This window comes from bacterium (genome assembly GCA_028821235.1).
Classification (GTDB): domain Bacteria; phylum Actinomycetota; class Acidimicrobiia; order Spongiisociales; family Spongiisociaceae; genus Spongiisocius.
The window spans coordinates 83700-102677 of sequence record JAPPGV010000076.1 but is presented as its reverse complement, the minus strand read 5'-3'; the positions used below and the strand labels follow the sequence as shown (position 1 = coordinate 102677).

Sequence of the window (18978 nt, the reverse complement as noted above, 5' to 3'; positions counted from 1 at the left end):
CCGGAAAGGGGCCAGTCGTGACCAACCGCCGTCGAGACCGATCAGGATCCGGGCCTCCTCGCCGTTCCTCACGTCCTAGCGGGCCCGGCCGGCAAGGGAGCAAGGGGAAACGCCGCGGGCCGAGCGCAGGCGGACGCTCCGGACGTTCGGGAAGCCCGCCGTCCAAGCGGAGGAGCGGGCCGGGTCCCAAGCGGGGATCAAAGCCGGTGCCGGGTCGAGGGTCCAAGTCCGGGCGGGCTTCTGCGCCCCGGTCGAAAGGCCCGCGATCCGCTCGCGCCGGACCCGGTTCCCGCTCCCGGGGCGAACGTCGTACGGCGGGGCGCCCCGGCCGGTCGGAGCAGGACACGCGCCGGCGGCCGGATCGCAAGCCCCCACACGCGGGCGTGGGCGTTCGTAACCTGCCGCGTTGGATGCGAGATGAGATCCACCGGGCCACCCGGAAGGATCGCCGGGATGCCGCTCTGCTGCTGCTATCGGGAGCGGTCGACTCCTACGGGGACGAGGCATTCCCGGCCGCACGCCGCAAGCTGATGGAGGCCAAGCAGCTCAGCCCGCGGTCATCGACGATCCGGGAACTGCTCGGCCTCAGTTCCTACCGGTGCGGGAAGTGGGATGAAGCCCTGGCCGAGCTGCGCGCCTACCGGAGACTGACCGGTGACACCACCCACATGCCCGTCGAGATGGACTCTCTCCGCGCATTGAAGCGCTACCGCGATGTGGAAGTGACGTGGGGCCGGTTCGTGGAGCTCGGCGGCGACCGTCCCACCGAGGCCGAGGCGAGAGTCGTCTATGCCTCATACCTGCTCGATAGGGGGAGGGCTGCGGAGGCGTGGAGGATCGCCGGGACGGATCGCCTTTCCAAGGATGCGCAACCGCACGAGATCCGCTGCTGGTTCGTGGCCGCCCGTGCCGCCCTGGCGATGGGGGAGACGGACGCGGCCGCCCAGTTGACCGAGGCGATCCGCCGGGCGGATCCGGAGATGCCCGGACTCGAGGAACTGATCCAGCAGGTCGAGGAAGCCGGGCCGGGGCGGGGCTAGTGGTCTGTCTGCGAAACAACCGGGTGCTCTGGCGGCCATCGGCGTCCCGTCGCTGCGTTCCGCTTCCTCTACGTACCGCTGCGGGTACGCCTTCGTCAGCGGGCCTTGCGAGGAACACCGCTGCCTCGCCATACCACACCGCCATTACACAGACAGACCACTAGGTCGGACAGCCCACCAACAGCGACTGAATCCGTTAGTCATACGTATTCTTGTCACACCCACCCCATACATTGCTCTACCTATCGCACTTCTCCCTGAGGCGAAGGAGCCAAACTCATGGTCAAGAGCAACAAGCCGGCCAAGCCCGACGACACGCAGCGGCACGACCGCAACGAGGTTGTCCTGAGAGGCGTGCTGACCACTGCGCCGGAGCATCGGGTATTCGGATCAGGAGCCTCCCTGGCGCGCATGCTGGTGACGATCCGCCTGTCCGCTCCGAGAACCAGGACCGACGTCATCCCGGTAACGGTCTGGGAGCCGGATGCTGCGGTCATCGAGGCCGAACGCGGTACTCCCATTGACGTCATCGGTCAGGTGCACCGGCGCTTCTGGACCGATGCGGAGGGCCGTCACAGCCGGGTCGAGGTGGTGGCCAGCGAGGTCGTGCTCGGCGAGATCGAGGCTACGGCCTGACGACCGGTCCCGGGACGTAGGCGGGGGACCGCACACGAACAACCACCAGGGACGCAGGGGATCGATTGCGGACTACGCACTCCGGAGCGTGATAATGCAAACGTGCGGATTGCAGTTCGTCCCCGATGGATCGTCTTCTCGGTCCTGGTGGTCTTCGTGGCGGTCGCCTGCGTTTTCCTGGGGTTCTGGCAGCTGAGTCGCCTGGAGGAGCGCCGGGCCTCCAACGCCGTCCTGGTTGCCAGGTTGGCGCGCCAGCCGATCCCGCTCGAAGACCTGACGGCCGCACTCCGTCCGGAGCAGGGGATAGAGGTCGATCCGGCCGACTACGAGTACACGACGGTGACTGCCACGGGGAGGCTGACCGACCGGGGCCGGGTGCTGGTCCGTTCCCAGGTCGTGAGGGGACAGGCCGGCGTGCACGGCGTGTACGCGATGGAGCTGGCCGACGGAACCGGCGTCCTGGTGAACGTCGGCTGGTTCCCGCTCGACGTGGAGGTCGGATCGATAGCGGATGCTTTCGGCGGGTCGGGCGAGGTCGAACTGACCGGCCTGGTCCGGGCCGATCAGAAGAGGCCGGCGCTGGGCAGAACGGAAGCCCCGGGCCTGCTCGACACGGTGGCGCGGATCGACATCGACCGGATCCAGCAACAGGTTGAGCTGCGGCTGCTGCCTTTCTGGATCCAACTGGTCGAACCGCACGAGCCGGGGCGCCTGCCCGTCCCCGTCCCGCTACCCGAGGCCGGTGAGGGATCCCACCTGTCCTACGCCGTGCAGTGGTTCTCGTTCGGTGCCGTGGCCGTCATCGGCTACGCGGCCTTGATGCGTCGAGAGCTCAGGCCGCGCCGTCGGCGGAGGGCTCGGGCAGGGGATTAGCCAGGTCCTCGATGATGCTGACCGACGGCATCCGGTCGAATACCTCCGGGTTCACGGAGACCTTGGTGGAGCGGTTCCCTCCACCCACGATTATCTCGTCCAGCGACATGATCCGGGCGTCCACAAAGACCGGAAGGTCATCCGGAAGCCCGAAGGGGGTCACGCCGCCGATCTCCATGCCGGTGAGCTGTTCCGTCAACTCGGCGGAGGCGAAGGACAGCTTCCGGACCCCGAGGAGGCCACGTACCCGGCGGTTCACGTCGAGTCGGGTGATGGCGGTGGCCAGGCAGACGGCGTTGTGCCCCAAAGGACGCCTCGAGGCCACCACGATGGCGTTGGCCGATTGCTCCGGGGAGTAGCCGTACCGGGCGCAGAAGTCCGCGGTGTGGGTGAACGCCGGGTCGATGTCGACGACCGTAAAGTCAGCTTGGAGTTCTGCCAGGGCGTTCTGTACCCGCCGAGCGATATCGCTACTCATGATCCCGCTACATGGTGGCAGGACTGATGACCCGCGCGCCAACCGCAGCCTGCCCGGGACGTGCGATACTCAGACCCATGGCAATCGATCCGGTGCTACTAGACATCCTGGTGTGCCCTCTCAGCAGGGCGACTCTCAAGGAGATCGACGGCGCTCTGGTATCCACTGATCCGGAGACCAGGATGCGCTACCGGATCGAAGGCACCATTCCGGTCATGTTGGTGGAGGAGGGCGAACGGATGCCGATGGGCGAATGGAAGGAAGCGATGGCGCGTGGCTGAGCAGCGCAACGACACGGTGTTCGGGATGATTCTCCGCGGAGAGATTCCTGCCGACATCGTCTACGAGGACGAGCATGCCGTCGCGTTCCGGGACATCGCCCCCCAAGCCGACGTCCATGTGCTGGTGATTCCACGCCGGCACATCCGGAGCCTCGCCCACGCCGCTGCGGACGATCAGGCGCTGGTCGGCCATCTGCTGAGCGTGTGCGCGGCGGTTGCGGAGCGGGAGGGTGTGGCCGAGTCGGGCTACCGGGTGGTCACCAACATCGGCGAGGACGGGGGACAATCGGTCGATCATCTCCACTTCCACGTCCTGGGTGGCCGCCGGCTGAGATGGCCCCCCGGCTGACCCGGCGTCCCGCCGGTGGCCTCATCACGGTGCTGGCGGTCTTCCTCCTACTGGCGAGCGCGGGTTGCTCGGCGGGGAGTGAGGAGCGTGTCGTAGAGGTGGGTTTCTACGCCTTCTTCGAGCCGGTGAGTTCGTCGGCGGACGCCGATCCCACGTTGCCCGACTTCAACGTTCACGTCGGCTATGAAGCCGACCTGCTGACCGCTATCGAGGCGATGGAGGGCTACGGTCTGCGGTTCAACCGGACCGCCGTTCCCCAATGGACCGATATCTGGCTGAGGCCGGCCGGTGACGAGTTCGATCTTGCCGGTGGGGGCATCACCATCCTCGAGTCCCGGACCCGTGATGACGCCGGAGAAGCGGTCGTGGCGTTCACCGACGGTCACATCGACTTCACCCAGTCACTCCTGGTTCGCGCCGAAGACGGCCCCCGTTTGCCCGATCACGAGGCGCTCCTGCCTGCCGATGTCGTGGGAGTCCTCCCCAATACGACCGGCGAAGCCCGGCTGCTCCAACTCCTGGGGGTGGCGGACGAGGACGGGGGCCTGGCGGCCGGTACCCGCATCGAGACGCCATCCGGTTGGCTGACGGTCGAGACGGACGGATCCCTGATCATCACCGCCGCCCGTGCCTCACCGGAACTGGCGAGTCGCACGCGCCTCATAGCGGCCGATCCCGAGCGACCGCAGATCCTCTACCTCGGCGAGGAGCCGGACGCGGAGGTGGGGGAGCAGGGACTCCTGGCCGCACTAGCCGACGGCACGATCGACGCCATAGCCCGAGGTACCGCAGGAAACACGCTCGCGGCGGCCTCGTCGGATGGGGCCTTCGTGGTAACCGCCCTCGACTCCCGCCCCGAGCGAGGGGGATTCGTGGTAGACATCGACGACACCGGGCTCTTGGAAAAGATCAACGCGGCCATCGCCTGGCTGATCGACGGGGGTCGGATCGGCCTGGCCGAGTGGCTGTCCGATCCGCGGGTCTTTCTCGATCGGGCCGCCCTCTGGGATGATCGGTCCTGAGACCGATCGTGAGCATCACCGGATAGGGGTTGAAACTGTCACACCCTCGACATACATTGCCGACCGTCAAGTACCTGCGCCGATCGAGAGCTCTACCAATTGGCTCGACCGGCCCGAGGGAACATTCAGCTTCTAGGAGCGAGGGGCCCGCATCCCGGCATCCGGCCGGGCATGGCCGACCACGCTCCAAAAAGGAAAGGTGGTGGCGGGGGAGGGCCCGGTGGGGAGGACCGGTTTGCCGGCGCGTTTTTCGCGTTCTCGGGCTGTTCTGGCGGTGGCGCCGGGCAGTTGTGGCTTTGCTCATTCCATCGCTGGTGGCTTGCGGTCTCGGATCCGACCAGACCGAGGAGGTGCCGTCCCCGGTCTGCGCGTCCGGTCAGATCGACGGCGAGGTGGTCCTGCTCAGCCGTGCCGGTCAGATCTCACCGGACGTCATCGACCGGTTCGAGCGGCGCTACGCGGTGGACGTCACGGAGTTGTTCTACGAGACCGGCGACGAGATGCTCTCCCGCGTGACCGCAGGCGCAGATCCGTTCGATGTGGTGATCCTCCGCCAGGACCTGGCGGCGATTCTCTGGCGGGGAGGCCAGCTCCACGCTCTCGACCCGATTGCCTTGCCGGGCCGGGTCAACCTCGACGCCCAGCTCACGCAACCGAGTTCGGATGTGGAGGGCTTCTACTCGGTGCCACTCGTCTGGGGCACGGTGGGGATCGGTTTGAATGTCAACGTGGTGCCTGACACGGCCGAGACGAGTTGGGGGCTCGTCTTCGACCTCTCCCATGCTTGGATCTACGCGGGCCGTGTCTCGCTCCTTGATGATCCCCGCCAGGTCATGGCCGCCGCCATGCTCTACCTCGGCCACTCCCCGAACTCGGCGAACCGAGCCCAGGTAAGGGAAGCCGGCCGGGTGGTTGCGGAGGCGAAGGCCCACTTGAGGGGATTCGACTCTGACGACTACGCCGCCATGTTGGCCGATGGGGGGCTCGACCTCGCTCAAGGCCGGTCGGATGACTTCCTGGCGGCCCTTTCACCCGACTCGGATGACTTTCTCTACGTCATACCCCAGGAGGGGGCCACGATCTGGTTGGAGTCGATGGCCGTGCCCGTCACCTCCCAGCATCCGTGCAGCGCCCATTCCTTCATCGACTTCCTGCTCGAGCCCAGGACCGGAGCGGTCGTGGCCGATCACATCGGGAAGGCGACTGCGAACACGGCGTCGCTTTCGTACCTCATGCCCGAGACCGCCGCCAACCGGGCGCTCTATCCGACGCTCCGGGCCAGGGAGCGGCTGGTACTCCTCGAGTACACGGAGGAACTGGACCTCTTGTACGCAGAGGAGTTCGCTCTGGTCGTGGAGTAGAAGGTGTCACGAGGAGTGATCAAGGGCCGGATCCGCGGTGGGAGGCTTGTAGTCTGAACCGGTGGCCAGCACCGTTCCCAAGCTCCGACCGGTCCTCAAGAAGCGGGTCCCCAACCTTCGGGTCGAGAAGCGGCTCTGGGAGGTGGGACACGAGGTGGTGGTAGGCGTGGACGAGGTCGGACGGGGTGCCTGGGCGGGCCCGTTGACGGTTGGGGCGGCCGTGATCCCGAAGGACCGCCGCATCTACAAGCTACGCGACTCCAAGATGCTCACCGAGGCCGAGCGGGAGGCCTTGTTCGATCGCGTGGCCGGCTGGTGTGTGGGGTGGTCGACCGGCCACGCCGACCACCAGGAGTGTGACCGGCTGGGCATGTCGGAAGCCCAACGCCTGGCTGCCCGCCGCGCGCTGGACGGCTTGGGTCTCACGGCCGACCGGATCCTGGTCGATGGTCGCTGGGATTTCGTGGGTGGTTCGAAGACCATCAGGCTGGTCCGGGGCGATGCGACCTCCCTTTCGATATCGGCCGCCTCGATCCTCGCCAAGGTGACCCGTGATCGGATGATGCGCCGTCTCGCGGCCCACTATCCGAACTACGGATTCGAGAACAACAAGGGCTACCCCTGCCCGACCCACAAGGCCGCCTTGCAGGCATGGGGTCCGTCTGCCATCCACCGCCGGAGCTGGGTGTTCATGGACCACATGCCCTGGACCGGGATCCCACGTTACGTCAGACCGGACCCCCAAGGCGTGCTCTTCGACGCCGGCTGACACACATTGTCCCTCAGGTAGAAGGTTGTATCAGGCGGAGGAGGACGAACCTTCATCTGGTCCTCGCAGGAAGCCGGCGATGGCGTCGATCACCTGGTCGGGTCGCTCGACCATCATGATATGGCCCGCGCCGTCGATGGTGACTTCCTGCAGGTCGGCCATGTGTTCCCTCAAGGGCGCCGCCGCCCGGGACGGCGTCATGATGTCCTGTGAGCCGCGGATGAGAAGCGCCGGGCACCGGACCCGGCCGGCCGCCTCGGCGCCGCAGTCGTAGTCATTACAGGCGTGGAGGTCGGACGCCAGGACCCCGGTCGGCGCACGCTCCCACAACCGGATGGTGCCGCCCATCATCCAGAGGCCGGGCGTCTGGTGGCCGCCCAGGTGGAAGGGCTTGCCGTGACCCCAGGAGGACAACAACTCGTAGGCCAGGTGCTCTCCCTGCTCGGAGGCGGCCAGCAGGCCGGGATGGACCCGGATGGCGGCTGCCCCGCCGCACATGGTGAGGGTGGAGACGCGATGGGGATGGCGAGCGGCCGCTTCGAGGGCGATCAGGGCGCCCATCGAGTGACCCACCAGGTGGGCCTCGCCGAAGCCCGCCGCATCCACCAACTCCGCCACCCAGTCGGCGTAGTCCTCGACGGCTCCGAGCACCGGGCCGTCGGATGACCCGTGACCGGGAAGGTCCACGGCCAGCACCGAGAAGCCGTGGTGCGCGAAATAGCGAGTCTGGAGTTGCCACGTGGTCTTGTCGAGCGCTGCTCCGTGGATGAACACGAGGAGGGGTAACCGCTGGTCGAGGTCCCGGCCGCCGGTGGTGGCGGAGACCCCGGAGCCCCTGACCGTCAGCTCCATGCCGGCCTACCGCTGGGAGGCCCGCAGGGCGGCCGCCAGGTCGTCCAGCAGGTCGTCCGGGTCCTCCAGTCCCACCGAGAGCCGGATCAGGTCCTCGCCGACCCCGGCCCTGGCCAACTGGTCGGCGCTCATGGTCGAATGGGTGGTCGATGCCGGGTGGATCACCAGTGACTTGGCGTCTCCTACGTTGGCCAGATGCGAGAAGATGCGGAGGCGCTCGATGAACCGCCGGCCGGCTTCCCTCCCACCCTTGATACCGAACGCCAGGATGGCGCCGCACCCGTCGGGCATCAGCCGGGCCGCCCGATCGTGGTCAGGATGCTCGGGCAGGTCGGGATGGCTGATCCAGGCCACCTCGTCCCGACTTGCCAGGAAGTCCAGCACGACGCGCGTGTTGGCGACGTGCCTCTGCATCCGGATAGCCAGCGTCTCCATGCCCTGGAGGATGTAGAAGGCGTTCTGGGGGGCTAGGGGCGCACCGAAGTCCCGCAGGCCTTCCACGCGCCCCCGGATGATGAAGGCCTGGGTCCCGAACTCCTCGGTGAACCGGAGGCCGTGGTAGCTGGGATAGGGCTCCGTCAGGGTGGGGAACTTGCCTGATGCCTCCCAGTCGAACCGTCCGCTGTCGACCAGCGCCCCGCCCACGGCCAGCCCGTGCCCGCCGATGAACTTGGTTATGGAGTGATAGGAGAGGTCGACGCCCCACTCGAAGGGCCGGAACAGGTAGGGCGTGGCGAAGGTGTTGTCCAGCATGAACGGCACCCCGGCCTCGTGCGCTATGGCCGCCACCGCCTCCACGTCCATGATCTCGAGGCCGGGGTTGCCGAGCGTCTCGCCGTACACCAGCCGGGTCTCGGGACGGATGGCATCCCGGAAACCGTCCGTGTCCCGCGGATCCACGAACGTGGTCCGGATCCCGAAGCGGGGGAGGGTGGTGGCCAGCAGGTTGTTGGATCCTCCGTACAGGGACGAGGAGGAGACGATGTGGCCGCCGGCGCCCATGAGGGTGGCTATGGCCAGGAACAGGGCGGACATGCCCGAGGCGGTGGCTATCGCCCCGACGCCGCCCTCGAGCGCGGCCAGCCTCTCCTCCAGGGCGGCCACGGTCGGATTCGAGATCCGGCTGTAGATGTGGCCCTGCCGTTCCAGGTTGAACAGGCCGGCCGCATGCTCTACATCGCGGAACACGTAGGAGGTGGTTTGATAGATTGGGATGGCGCGGGCGCCATGATCGGAATCGGGGTGGTACCCGGCGTGCACGCTCAGCGTGTCGAAGTTCAACAGCTTGGGATCGACCAACGGCTCTCCTGTCCGGAACAGAGCCTAACGCTGCCGGCGCGGCGGTCCGGAGGGCGGCGAGGTGGTCCCGGACGGAGGTGACAGGAGCCGCATGGACGAAGTATCGATCAGCTACGGCGGTGACTTCCAGGCCACCATCACCATCGAGCGACCTGACACGCTGAACTCCCTGGCAGCGTCCACGCTGACCGCGCTGGCCCGGGCGGCGGCCGAGGTGTCGGCCCGTGGGGACTCGCTCAAGGTGGTGTTGCTGCGGGGCAGGGGCCGGGCGTTCTCTTCGGGGCTCGACCTGCGCATGCTGGAGCCGGACTGCGGAGTCCCGGTCCGGGAGATCGTCCGGGGCGGTCAGACAGTCATGGAGGCATTCGACGCCATCCCGGCGGTCACCGTGGCGGTCCTGAGGGGGGCGGTTGTCGGAGGCGGCGTGGTGCTGGCGTCGGCGTGCGACCTGCGGATCGCCGCCGAGGACACCTATTTCTCCCTTCCGGAGGTCGAGCTGGGGGTTCCGGTTCGCTGGGGCGGGGTTCCCAGGCTGGTACGCGAACTGGGACCATCCCTGGCCCGGGAGTTGATGTTGACCTGCCGTTCCTTCACCGCCGAGGAGGCCAAGGCGGCGGGGTTCCTGACCAGGGTGGTTCCTCCCGCAGAACTCGATGATGCGGTCCGGGAACTGGCTGATACCTTGTGCGAGAAGCCGGCCCATGCTCTCCTAGCCGTGAAGCGGAGCATCGCCGAAGCGGTCGAGTTGATGACGCCTGCCCGGGACGGGTTCTGAGTCGGGGTGTGAACACCGGACCGGCGGAGCAGGTCCGGCTACAGGTCGGCCGCCCCGATGTCGAACAGGACCTCCTCCCCGCCGGTGACGGCACCGTGGAGGGCCGTGCTGAGCGGCAGGAGTTGTTCGATGTAGAAACGGCAGGTGGCCTGCTTGCGGCGGTCTCCTGCTGCGACCGCCGCCGAGGCTGCGTCCGCCATCATCGCGCCGGCGGCCACACCTCCGAACATGAGGCAGTAGGGACTGGCGCCTGCCAGCACCCGGTTGGGCCGGTCGCTCGCGGCGAGCAGCCGGCCGGTGGCGTCCTCGAGGCGAGAGAGAGCCGCCTCGAGGCTGTCCGCCGCTCCGTACCACTCCACCTCGCGCAGGGCGGCCACGGACGGCCGCAGCGACCGGATGTACGACTCGACGAACCGGCCTCCGTCCATGGGGAGCTTGCGCATCACCAGGTCGATGGCCTGGATGCCGTTGGTTCCCTCGTAGATCGGGGTGATGCGGGCGTCGCGCCAATGCTGGGCGGCGCCGGTCTCCTCGATGTAGCCCATGCCCCCGTGCACCTGGATCCCGATCGAGGCCACCTCCACGCCGATCTCGGTGCACCACGACTTGACGACGGGGGTGAGGAGGGCCAGGCACTTGGAGTGCCGGCGGCGCTGATCCGCGTCCGGCGCGGCATGTGACAGGTCCTGGTGCATGGCCGTCCGGTAGATCAACGAACGCATGGCCTCCGTGTAGGACCGCATGGTCATCAGCATGCGGCGCACGTCGGGGTGATCGATGATCAGCGACATCGGCTCGGTGGCGCCCACCGCACGTCCCTGCCGCCGCTCTCGGGCGAAGGCGGCCGCCTGCTGGTAGGCCCGCTCCGCCACGGCCATACCCTGGATGCCCACCGATATCCGGGCGGTGTTCATCATCGTGAACATGTTCCGCATGCCATGATCGGCGCCTCCCAGGAGGTATCCGACCGCACCGCCCCGGTCCTCGCCGTAGACCATGACACAGGTAGGGGTGGCCTTGATGCCGAGCTTGTGCTCCAGCGACACCACTTTCACATCGTTCCGCTCGCCCGGCTCGCCGTCCACGTCCGGCAGGAACTTGGGGACGATAAACATCGAGATTCCCTTGGTGCCGGGCGGGGAACCGGTAATGCGGGCAAGCACCAGATGGATCACGTTGCCCGCCATGTCATGGTCGCCGTAGGTGATGAAGATCTTGGTGCCCGTCAGGCGGTAGGTTCCGTCCCCGGCGGGATGAGCCCTGGTGTCGAGGGCGCCCACGTCAGATCCGGCGTGGGGCTCGGTGAGGTTCATCGTGGCTGACCACTCGCCGGTGATCAGCCTGGGGAGGTACAGGTCCTTCTGCTCATCGGTCCCGTGGGCGGCCAGGGCCGTGATGGCGCTGGCGGTCAGCAGCGGACCGGTGCTGAAGGACAGGCATGCCGAGGTGAAGAGCTCCTCGACGGCCACCCCCAGGATGCGGGGCATATCGGCGCCACCCCACGGGGCCGGGGCGCCGATCGTTCCCCAACCGGCGTTGACGTAGGACTTGTAGGCCTCCGGGAAACCGGGCGGGGTGACCACCCGGCCGTCCTCCAGGGTCGATCCCTCCACGTCCCCGACCCGGTTGAGGGGCGCCACCAGATCGTGGACGAAGCGGGCGCACTCTTCGAGCAGCGACCCCACCACCTCCGGCTCGGCGTGTCGGAACGATTCGAGGCCGAGGACGTGATCGAGGTCGGCGATGTGCTCGAGGGCGAAGCGGACGTCTCGGAGCGGGGCCACGTAGCCGGACATGGATCGCGATTCTAGGCCCGCAGGAGCCGCATTCGACCGGCGTCCCCCGGCCAAGGCAGAGCGGGATCTGGTTCGAAGGTCCGAGCATTTCTCGCGTTCCGCCGAGAGGGGGTTGAATCTGTCCCACCCCCGGTGTACGTTGCCCACTGCCAAGCACTGACAACCGGTACATGAACTATGCCATTGGCTTTACCGGTCCGAGGGATCATCCGAGCTTCATGGAGCGAGGGCCGATGCCCGGCAACCATCCGGGCGTGGCCGACCACGCTCCGAACAGTAACGGCGGTGGAGGCGGGGGAGGGAGCCCGGTGCGAAGCACCGGTTTTTCGCGTTTTCGGTCTTCGGGGCGTGTCGTGCCAGGTTGCCGGGGGAGGGAGCCGGCTAGAGACGGTCCAGTCCTTGGGCCAGGTCCCCGATCAGGTCCTCTGTGTCCTCCAGGCCTACGGAGATGCGCACCATCCCGTCGGTTATGCCGACCCGGAGGCGTTCCGGCTTCTCCACATCCGCGTGGGTCATGGTGACGGGATGGGTGATGATTGACTCCACCGACCCGAGGTTCTCGGCCAGGGTCCAGAGCCGGACCGATCCCATCAGTGACTTGGCGGCCTCCACGCCGCCCTCGACCTCGAAACATCCCATGGCGCCGTATCCGGAAGCCTGCTTGGTGGCCAGTTCGTGCTGCGGGAAAGAAGCCAGCCCCGGGTAGGAGACAGCCGTCACCTTGGGGTGACCTTCCAGGAACTCGGCCACGGCCATGGCGCTGGCCGATTGCCGGTCCATGCGTTCGCTGAGGGTCTTGCTCCCCTGGAGTGTGAGCCAGGCCACCATGGGCGACATGATCAGGCCTGCGGCGTTCTGCACGAAGGCCACCGCCTCCGAGAGCTCCTCCGTCCGGCTAACCACCACTCCGCCCACGGTGGCGTTGTGACCGTCGAAGTACTTGGTTGTGGAGTGCACCACCAGGTCGGCCCCGAGCTCGAGCGGGCGCTGGAAGTAGGGCGTGAGAAAGGTGTTGTCCACCGCATGGGGGATACCGAGCGAGGTGGCGATCTCGGAGACTCCCGCGATGTCCGTGTACTTGAGGTTCGGGTTGGCCGGTGTCTCGGTGAAGACGAGCCTGGTCCGTTCGTTGACCGCGGCCCTCACTGCATCGAGGTCGGACGTGTCGGCGAAGGTGAAGTGCACCCCGAATCGGGTGAACACCTTGGTGGCGAGGCGGTAGGTGCCCCCGTAGGCGACGTCGCTGACCACGGCGTGGTCCCCGGCGTTGAGCAGGGCCATGAAGACGGCGTTGGTGGCGGCCATACCCGACGAGAATGCCGCTGAGCCGATCCCGCCCTCCAGCTTGGCGACCCGAGCCTGGAGCGCCGTGACGGTGGGATTGCCGGAACGGGAGTACGAGTAGCCGGTCGCCATGTAGTCGTCCACGGACGGCTGCACGAAGGTGGTCGACTGGTGGATGGGCGTGAGGATGGCACCGCTGGACGGATCAGGTGTCACTCCGGCATGTATCTGGTCTGTTCTGAACCCCATCGGTCTCCTTCGGGTCGCTGACAGGTTACCCCGACGTCCGGGATTGTCCGGCAGCGGGCCGGTACCATCGCCCGATGGCCCGCACGATCACGACCACCGAGATGCACACCGGTGGGGAGCCGGTCCGGATCGTGGAGTCCGGGTACCCGCTCATCCCGGGGGCCACCATCCTGGACAAGCGCCGCCACGTCCGCGCGGAGCTGGACCACCTGCGGACGGCTCTCATGCACGAACCGCGCGGCCACTTCGACATGTACGGGGTGATTCCCGTGGAACCCGACCTTCCTGAAGCCGATCTCGCGGTGCTGTTCATGCACAACGAGGGTTACTCCACCATGTGCGGCCACGCCGTCATAGCGCTGGGAAGGTATGCGGTGGACAGGGGACTGGTTCCGAAGGTGGCGCCGGAGACCAGCATGGTGATCCAGTGCCCCTGCGGGCCGGTGGCGGTCCGCGTGGAGGTGGACGGAGGCAAAGCAGGCGCCGTCGGCTTCGAGAGCGTGCCCGCTTTCTCCCACTCCCTTGATCTTAAAGTAGATGTAGAAGGTTATGGTTCGGTCTCGTGCGACGTAGCGTACGGGGGCGCCTTCTACGCCGTGGCCGACGCCGCCCGCTTCGGGCTGGAGGTGCCGGGTTCCCCGGTTAGGGACCTGGTTACCGCCGCCGATGCGTTGTCCGCAGCGGTGCGAGAGCGCGTCGAACTGGCCCATCCGGACGCCGGTGACCTGGGTTATCTGTACGGCTCGATCCTGACCGACGGCCGGGACGACGAGCCTGTATCGGCCAACGTCTGCGTGTTCGCCGATTCCCAGGTGGATCGAAGCCCTACCGGGTCTGGAGTGACCGCTCGCATGGCCATCGGCCACGCTCGCGGGCATGTGTCCTCGGGGGAGGTGCGGACCTTCGGGAGCGTTACCGGATCGACCATGACCGGCCGGGTGGTGGCAGAGTGCGTGGTCGGCGGCCTACCGGCGGTGACGGTGGAGGTGGCCGGGAGGGCCTACTACACCGGCTCCGCATCGTTCGTCATCGAGCCGGACGACCCCTTGCGTCACGGCTTCCTGGTGTCCTAACTGCTCTGGAGCCGGGTGAGTTCAGCTTCTAGATGAACCTGAAAGGGCTGGCCGACCGCGGCCATCCACAGCCGGTAGCTCATCACGTCTCCGACCACCCGTATGTGACGCTCCACCCGGGAAACCTCGACCGCGGTAGGGCTCAGCCTGACTTCGCGGGACCGGAAGCACACCCGGTTGCTGGCGACTTCCCCGGTGTGGACCTCCACGATGCCGGTCGGTTGGGCGATCACCAACTCGGCGCCATCCGCACCCCCGGGCCGTATGTAGCCCGACTCGGAGTGGAGTGGTTCGCCTGCTCCGGCTCGCCTGGTCCGCTGCCGGTAGGCCATGAAGGGCTTGCCGGGGCCCGGGGTGAAGACGGCTTCCTCGACATACTCGAAGGGCTCGATGGTGGGGTACCGGCCGGTGCCCCTACCCCTCCATGTTCCGACCAGGAAGGCCAGCGGGGCCAGGTCGGGGTGGGCTCGGCTCACTGGGGCGCCGGTACGCGGCAGGACACTCCGGTCCCCTTGAGGCCGCAGTAGCCGTTGGGGATCTTGGCCAGGTACTGCTGGTGGTAGTCCTCGGCGTAGTAGAAGGGGGGTGCCTCACGGATCTCGGTGGTGACCGGCCCGAAGCCCCGGGCAGCCAGATCCCGCTCGTAGGCCTCCTTGGTCTGGGAGGCCAGCTCGCGCTGGGAGTCGGATGTCCAGTAGATCGCCGACCGGTACTGGGTGCCCCGGTCGTTCCCTTGGCGCATCCCCTGAGTCGGGTCGTGCTCCTCCCAGAACCTCTTCAACAGGTCTCCGTAGGAGACGACCTCAGGATCGAACACCACCAGTACCGCCTCGGTGTGCCCCGTGTATCCGCTACAGACCTCCCGGTAGGTCGGATTGGGGGTGAACCCACCCTGGTAGCCGGCCGCCGTCGTGTACACCCCGGGGATCTGCCAGTAGATGCGCTCGACCCCCCAGAAGCAACCCATGCCGAAGTAGGCGACTTCCATGCCGTCCGGAAACGGCGGCACGATGGTCCGACCGTGCACGAAATGGGGGCGCGGCTCCAGGACCGGGGCATCCCGGCCCGGCAGAGCCGACTCCGCCGAGGTCATCAGGTTCTTGGCAGTCCGGAACATCAAAACCAACCCTCGTCGACTACCCGGAATCCTACTCCCGAGCCGTTGCTACCCTGCCTCCCTAGCCTCGTGGTCCGGGGTCGGAATCGACTTGGAGGAGTGTACGGATGCGCGTCGGGGTGAACATATTCCTTACCGACTACTCGATCCAGCCGGTTCAACTGGGGGAGGAACTGGAGGCTCGGGGGTACGAGTCGCTCTGGGTGGCGGAGCACAGCCATATCCCGACCAGCCGGATCACTCCCTGGGGAGGGCGGAAGAATGCTCCGCCGCTGCCGAAGGAGTACCGGTACACCTACGACTCGTTCGTGGCGCTGGCCGCCGTCGCGGCCACCACCGATCGGTTGAAGGTCGGCACCGGCATCGCCCTGGTGGCGCAACGGGATCCGATCTGGCTGGCGAAGGAGGTGGCTTCGCTGGACATCATCTCCGAAGGACGGTTCGAGTTCGGGATCGGGTTCGGCTGGAACCGGGAGGAGATGGCCAGCCACGGCATCGATGCTCGGACGAGACACAGGTTGGTCCGGGAGAAGATCGCCCTGATGAAAGCCCTGTGGACCGAGGACCGGGCTTCCTACCGGGGAGAGATGATCAGCCTGGAGGAGAGTTGGGCATGGCCCAAGCCCTACCAGAAGCCGCATCCGCCCATCGTGATGGGTAGCGCAGGAGGCCCATTGGCGCTGGCGGCCGTGGCCGAGTACTGCGACGGCTGGATGCCCGTGTACCCGCAGAACCTGGCCGGGGACATCGCCACACTGCACGGGCTTCTGGAGAAGGCCGGGCGGGATCCGTCGGAAGTGGAGATCGGCGTCTACGGCTCGCAGCCGGACGCTGAGCTATGGAAGGGGTACGAAGCCTTGGGGGTGTCCCGGGTGACTATCTTCCTGCCCCCCGCGCCTGCTGACGTAATCGTGCCGCTCCTCGATCAGCATCGTCACCTGGTCGACGACTAGCACCCGCCCCGCCCGGCTGGAATCGCGGCCATGGGGAAAGAGCCCTGTTCCGGGTGCCTGCTCGGGGACGCGCCTCCCGGATGGCTCCGGTCGACTCGCTCCGCGCCGGGGCAACCGGATGAAGCGGCTACGATGTCGCGATTGCGAGCGAGCCGGCGAGGATGCGTAGGTGAGTTACCAGGGTTACGTACGGGTCATCGGCGAGGGCGGGAACATCCTGGACGTGGCCGAGGCGTCGCTGGGTGAGATCGACCATCCGGGCCATCGTTGGGGAGGCACCATGATCGTGTGGAGCGGGGGCGCGCTCGACGGCAAGACCATGATGGTCGATCTCGAGGTCCCCGGCTCATTCCGGGCGCCCGCCCTGATACTTCCGGGCCCGGTGTCGGGTAAGCAGCGTCAGGTGTCGGTGCTGGGTAGCGGGGATTCGCCCTTCGGCAGCTGACCCTGGATTGGATCAGGGCAGGATCCAGGCCTCCGAGCCGTCGCTCGAAGCCGCCGCGGCCAGGTTACGGACGCTGTTGATCACCGCTCCGAGGAGGGCGAGGACGAGGGCGGCGTCGATCACGAGTACGGAGACGATCGGCAGCGTGCTCACCAGGTTGGGAACCGCGGTGGCGGCCGTGTAGAGGATTACCAGCGTGGACCAGGTCATGATCGCCGCAACGATGAAGAAGACGGGCTTGGAAGCGCCCTCGGATCGACCGATCCCCTTGTAGATCAGGGGCGCCAGCACCGCCAGAATCCCGAAGGCGACGAGGGTGGCCTGCGCGCCCAACCCCAAGAGCACCAGCACCAGGGCTAGCACGACCGCGATGCTCGACGACCAGCTTCCGGCGAAGGACCACTTCAACGGGCCGACTGTGCCCGACCATCCGTCCTGGGAATCGCGGACGGCGGCGTAGGCGATCAGGAGTGCCACCAGGCCGATGGCGATGATCATCCATTGCGGGTTCATGTGTTCCTCCCGATCGCTCTGGCCGGCCCGGAGGTGGGTGCTCATCTGTCGCCGGCCGCGGGCTTGTGCTCCGTCCCTTGGTAGTTAGGACTCTACGGTATGGCCGGGCGTTTCACGAGTAAATTTCGGGCCGAAAACCCGGCCGTAGGTCGATCGGAGGCGCGGTTGAGACTTGCCGAGGTGGTAGCTACGTCGCAGAAGATCGCAGGCACCAGGGCGCGGCGCGCCAAGGTGGCCGGCCTGGCCGAACTCCTTGCCGGAGCGAGGCCTGACGAGATACGGATCCTGGTCGGGTTCCTGGCCGGCCGGCCGCGCCAGGGACGCATCGGTGTAGGCCCGGCCGCGCTGTGGGCGTCGAAGGTCGATCCCGCCCCGGAACCGATCCTCGACATCGTGGAGGTCGATCGGGTGATAGGTGCTTTCCCGGGGATCAAGGGCCCCGGTTCCCGGGCTCGCAGGACCGACCTGCTCGAGTCCCTGCTCGGTAGAGCCACCGCTGACGAGCAGGACTACCTGCGGCGGCTGCTCACCGGAGAGCTCCGGCACGGAGCACTCGAGGGCCTCATGATGGACGCGGTGGCGGCGGCTTCGGGCATCGATTCCGCGGTGGTGAGGCGGGCCGCCATGCTCGGCGGCGATCTCGGATCGATCGCCGTTCCGGCCCTCACTGAAGGAGAGGCCGCGCTGCGGGCGATGCGCATCGTTCCGCTGCGGCCGGTCCGGCCCATGCTGGCCTCGACCTCGGGGTCGGCCGCCGATGCGATGGAGTCGTCCGGCCGGGCGTCGGTGGAGTGGAAGCTCGACGGCGTCCGCATCCAGGCGCACCGGGCCGGTTCGGAGGTGGCGGTGTTCAGCCGGCGGCTCAACGACGTCACCGATCGGCTGCCGCTGGTGGCAGAGGTGGTATCCGGTCTTCCCGTCACGAGCGTGGTGCTCGACGGAGAGGTTCTGGCCCATGACGTCGAGGGCCGGCCGGAGCGTTTCGAGCAGATCATGAGCCACTTCGGCACCCACGAGGAAGGCGACAGGAAGCCGCTGTACCCGTACTTCTTCGACATCCTGCATCTCGACGGCGAGGACCTGATCGACCTCCCCCTCGGCCGGCGCATCTCCGTGCTCGACAATCTGGTCCCTGCCGGATGCCGGGTACCCAGGCTGGTGACCGACCGGGTCCTGGAAGCCGAGGGCGCTCTGTCGGAGGCCCGCCGGAGCCGCCACGAAGGGATCATGGTCAAGGCGATCGGCTCCACCTACCAAGCGGGCCGGAGGGGATCGGCCTGGCTCAAGGTCAAGCCGGCTTATCACCTCGACCTGGTGGTGCTGGCCGCCGAATGGGGCCACGGGCGCCGGACCGGGCGGCTCTCCAACCTGCACCTGGGCGCCAGGGACGTAGAGAGCGAAGGGTTCGTGATGGTGGGAAAGACCTTCAAGGGCCTGACCGATGCGATGCTCGCCTGGCAGACCGAGCGGTTTCTCGAGATCGCGGTCCGCCGGGAACGCCATGTCGTGCTCGTACGGCCGGAGGTGGTGGTCGAGGTGGCGTTCGACGGCGTCCAGTCGAGCCCGGTGTATCCGGGCGGGGTTGCGCTCCGCTTCGCCCGCGTCAAGCAGTACCGGCCCGACAAGCCGCCCGACCAGGCCGACACCATCCAGCAGATCCAGCGGATATTCGAGGAACGCGGAAGGCGGAACTAGTGGTCTGTCTGCGCCACAACCGGGTGCTATGGCGGCCATCGGCGTCCCGTCGCGCGTTCCGCTTCCTCAACGTACCGCTGCGGGTACGCCTTCGTCAGCGCGCCTTGCGAGGAACACC

Annotated in this window: 21 protein-coding genes; 13 read left to right on the top strand and 8 right to left on the bottom strand. The window is 67.3% G+C overall.

What is annotated here, in order from left to right:
* The first annotated feature begins 410 nt into the window (after positions 1-410).
* The 3 genes from OXK16_08360 to OXK16_08350 all read left to right on the top strand — a co-directional run bounded on the left by OXK16_08360 (position 411) and on the right by OXK16_08350 (position 2549).
* Positions 411-1040, top strand: coding sequence for a hypothetical protein (locus tag OXK16_08360; protein MDE0375958.1), 630 nt, complete (start codon positions 411-413; stop codon positions 1038-1040).
* 279 nt (positions 1041-1319) lie between these two features.
* Positions 1320-1676 (top strand): single-stranded DNA-binding protein, encoded by a 357-nt coding sequence (locus OXK16_08355; GenBank protein ID MDE0375957.1) that lies wholly within the window; start codon positions 1320-1322, stop codon positions 1674-1676.
* A gap of 102 nt (positions 1677-1778) precedes the next feature.
* Positions 1779-2549, top strand: a complete 771-nt coding sequence (locus OXK16_08350; GenBank protein ID MDE0375956.1) for an SURF1 family protein — start codon at positions 1779-1781, stop codon at positions 2547-2549.
* Here OXK16_08350 and OXK16_08345 read toward each other — a convergent pair.
* A complete protein-coding gene (locus tag OXK16_08345) occupies positions 2509-3027 on the bottom strand; it encodes a hypothetical protein (GenBank protein ID MDE0375955.1) in 519 nt (172 codons plus the stop codon). The genes OXK16_08350 and OXK16_08345 overlap by 41 nt on opposite strands.
* 77 nt (positions 3028-3104) lie before the next feature.
* Between OXK16_08345 and OXK16_08340 the strand changes: the two genes are divergently transcribed.
* The 5 genes from OXK16_08340 (at position 3105) to OXK16_08320 (ending at position 6809) form a co-directional block, all read left to right on the top strand.
* Positions 3105-3308, top strand: coding sequence for a hypothetical protein (locus OXK16_08340; protein ID MDE0375954.1), 204 nt, complete (start codon positions 3105-3107; stop codon positions 3306-3308).
* Positions 3309-3333: 25 nt separating this feature from the next.
* The gene (locus tag OXK16_08335) at positions 3334-3657 is read left to right on the top strand and encodes a histidine triad nucleotide-binding protein (protein MDE0375953.1); all 324 of its coding nucleotides are present in this window, start codon (positions 3334-3336) and stop codon (positions 3655-3657) included.
* The gene (locus OXK16_08330; protein ID MDE0375952.1) at positions 3642-4679 is read left to right on the top strand and encodes a transporter substrate-binding domain-containing protein; all 1038 of its coding nucleotides are present in this window, start codon (positions 3642-3644) and stop codon (positions 4677-4679) included. Before OXK16_08335 ends, OXK16_08330 begins: the two co-directional genes overlap by 16 nt.
* A gap of 296 nt (positions 4680-4975) precedes the next feature.
* Positions 4976-6040, top strand: coding sequence for a spermidine/putrescine ABC transporter substrate-binding protein (locus tag OXK16_08325; GenBank protein MDE0375951.1), 1065 nt, complete (start codon positions 4976-4978; stop codon positions 6038-6040).
* Positions 6041-6101: 61 nt separating this feature from the next.
* Entirely contained in the window at positions 6102-6809 is a 708-nt protein-coding gene (locus OXK16_08320) for a ribonuclease HII (GenBank protein MDE0375950.1), read from the top strand.
* A gap of 30 nt (positions 6810-6839) precedes the next feature.
* Here the strand turns inward: OXK16_08320 and OXK16_08315 are convergent, their stop codons facing one another.
* Positions 6840-7661, bottom strand: a complete 822-nt coding sequence (locus tag OXK16_08315; protein ID MDE0375949.1) for an alpha/beta hydrolase — start codon at positions 7659-7661, stop codon at positions 6840-6842.
* A gap of 6 nt (positions 7662-7667) precedes the next feature.
* Positions 7668-8960, bottom strand: a complete 1293-nt coding sequence (locus tag OXK16_08310; protein ID MDE0375948.1) for an O-acetylhomoserine aminocarboxypropyltransferase — start codon at positions 8958-8960, stop codon at positions 7668-7670.
* A 91-nt stretch (positions 8961-9051) separates the two neighbouring features.
* Between OXK16_08310 and OXK16_08305 the strand changes: the two genes are divergently transcribed.
* Positions 9052-9735 carry an enoyl-CoA hydratase/isomerase family protein gene (locus OXK16_08305; protein ID MDE0375947.1) on the top strand — a complete coding sequence of 228 codons (684 nt, stop codon included), beginning with the start codon at positions 9052-9054 and terminating at the stop codon, positions 9733-9735.
* Positions 9736-9773: 38 nt separating this feature from the next.
* On the opposite strand, the gene OXK16_08300 is transcribed toward OXK16_08305, so the two are convergent.
* Positions 9774-11531 carry an acyl-CoA dehydrogenase gene (locus OXK16_08300; protein ID MDE0375946.1) on the bottom strand — a complete coding sequence of 586 codons (1758 nt, stop codon included), beginning with the start codon at positions 11529-11531 and terminating at the stop codon, positions 9774-9776.
* 381 nt (positions 11532-11912) lie between these two features.
* Positions 11913-13064 carry a PLP-dependent aspartate aminotransferase family protein gene (locus OXK16_08295; GenBank protein ID MDE0375945.1) on the bottom strand — a complete coding sequence of 384 codons (1152 nt, stop codon included), beginning with the start codon at positions 13062-13064 and terminating at the stop codon, positions 11913-11915.
* 74 nt (positions 13065-13138) lie between these two features.
* Here OXK16_08295 and OXK16_08290 point away from each other — a divergent pair, with 74 nt between their 5' ends.
* On the top strand, positions 13139-14137 hold the full coding sequence (locus OXK16_08290) for a proline racemase family protein (protein MDE0375944.1): 999 nt from the start codon (positions 13139-13141) through the stop codon (positions 14135-14137).
* On the opposite strand, the gene OXK16_08285 is transcribed toward OXK16_08290, so the two are convergent.
* Both OXK16_08285 and msrA read right to left on the bottom strand, forming a co-directional pair.
* Positions 14134-14613: an FABP family protein gene (locus tag OXK16_08285; GenBank protein MDE0375943.1), complete on the bottom strand. Its 480-nt coding sequence runs from the start codon at positions 14611-14613 to the stop codon at positions 14134-14136. The genes OXK16_08290 and OXK16_08285 overlap by 4 nt on opposite strands.
* Positions 14610-15254, bottom strand: a complete 645-nt coding sequence (gene msrA / locus OXK16_08280) for a peptide-methionine (S)-S-oxide reductase MsrA (protein ID MDE0375942.1) — start codon at positions 15252-15254, stop codon at positions 14610-14612. The genes OXK16_08285 and msrA overlap by 4 nt, the downstream gene beginning before the upstream one ends.
* 107 nt (positions 15255-15361) lie before the next feature.
* On the opposite strand from msrA, the gene OXK16_08275 reads away from it, so the two are divergent.
* Positions 15362-16207: a TIGR03619 family F420-dependent LLM class oxidoreductase gene (locus OXK16_08275; protein MDE0375941.1), complete on the top strand. Its 846-nt coding sequence runs from the start codon at positions 15362-15364 to the stop codon at positions 16205-16207.
* A 169-nt stretch (positions 16208-16376) separates the two neighbouring features.
* A complete protein-coding gene (locus OXK16_08270; GenBank protein MDE0375940.1) occupies positions 16377-16652 on the top strand; it encodes a hypothetical protein in 276 nt (91 codons plus the stop codon).
* 12 nt (positions 16653-16664) lie between these two features.
* Here the strand turns inward: OXK16_08270 and OXK16_08265 are convergent, their stop codons facing one another.
* Positions 16665-17210, bottom strand: coding sequence for a hypothetical protein (locus tag OXK16_08265; protein MDE0375939.1), 546 nt, complete (start codon positions 17208-17210; stop codon positions 16665-16667).
* A gap of 120 nt (positions 17211-17330) precedes the next feature.
* Here OXK16_08265 and OXK16_08260 point away from each other — a divergent pair, with 120 nt between their 5' ends.
* On the top strand, positions 17331-18860 hold the full coding sequence (locus OXK16_08260; GenBank protein MDE0375938.1) for an ATP-dependent DNA ligase: 1530 nt from the start codon (positions 17331-17333) through the stop codon (positions 18858-18860).
* Positions 18861-18978: the final 118 nt, after the last annotated feature.

Coding starts and splice junctions, on each gene's coding strand:
- OXK16_08290 (MDE0375944.1), top strand. CDS start 13,139: ATGGCCCGCACGATCACGACCACCGAGATGCACACCGGTGGGGAGCCG.
- OXK16_08315 (MDE0375949.1), bottom strand. CDS start 7,661: ATGGAGCTGACGGTCAGGGGCTCCGGGGTCTCCGCCACCACCGGCGGC.
- OXK16_08335 (MDE0375953.1), top strand. CDS start 3,334: ATGATTCTCCGCGGAGAGATTCCTGCCGACATCGTCTACGAGGACGAG.
- msrA (MDE0375942.1), bottom strand. CDS start 15,254: ATGTTCCGGACTGCCAAGAACCTGATGACCTCGGCGGAGTCGGCTCTG.
- OXK16_08295 (MDE0375945.1), bottom strand. CDS start 13,064: ATGGGGTTCAGAACAGACCAGATACATGCCGGAGTGACACCTGATCCG.
- OXK16_08355 (MDE0375957.1), top strand. CDS start 1,320: ATGGTCAAGAGCAACAAGCCGGCCAAGCCCGACGACACGCAGCGGCAC.
- OXK16_08360 (MDE0375958.1), top strand. CDS start 411: ATGCGAGATGAGATCCACCGGGCCACCCGGAAGGATCGCCGGGATGCC.
- OXK16_08265 (MDE0375939.1), bottom strand. CDS start 17,210: ATGAGCACCCACCTCCGGGCCGGCCAGAGCGATCGGGAGGAACACATG.
- OXK16_08345 (MDE0375955.1), bottom strand. CDS start 3,027: ATGAGTAGCGATATCGCTCGGCGGGTACAGAACGCCCTGGCAGAACTC.
- OXK16_08300 (MDE0375946.1), bottom strand. CDS start 11,531: ATGTCCGGCTACGTGGCCCCGCTCCGAGACGTCCGCTTCGCCCTCGAG.
- OXK16_08305 (MDE0375947.1), top strand. CDS start 9,052: ATGGACGAAGTATCGATCAGCTACGGCGGTGACTTCCAGGCCACCATC.
- OXK16_08330 (MDE0375952.1), top strand. CDS start 3,642: ATGGCCCCCCGGCTGACCCGGCGTCCCGCCGGTGGCCTCATCACGGTG.
- OXK16_08340 (MDE0375954.1), top strand. CDS start 3,105: ATGGCAATCGATCCGGTGCTACTAGACATCCTGGTGTGCCCTCTCAGC.
- OXK16_08275 (MDE0375941.1), top strand. CDS start 15,362: ATGCGCGTCGGGGTGAACATATTCCTTACCGACTACTCGATCCAGCCG.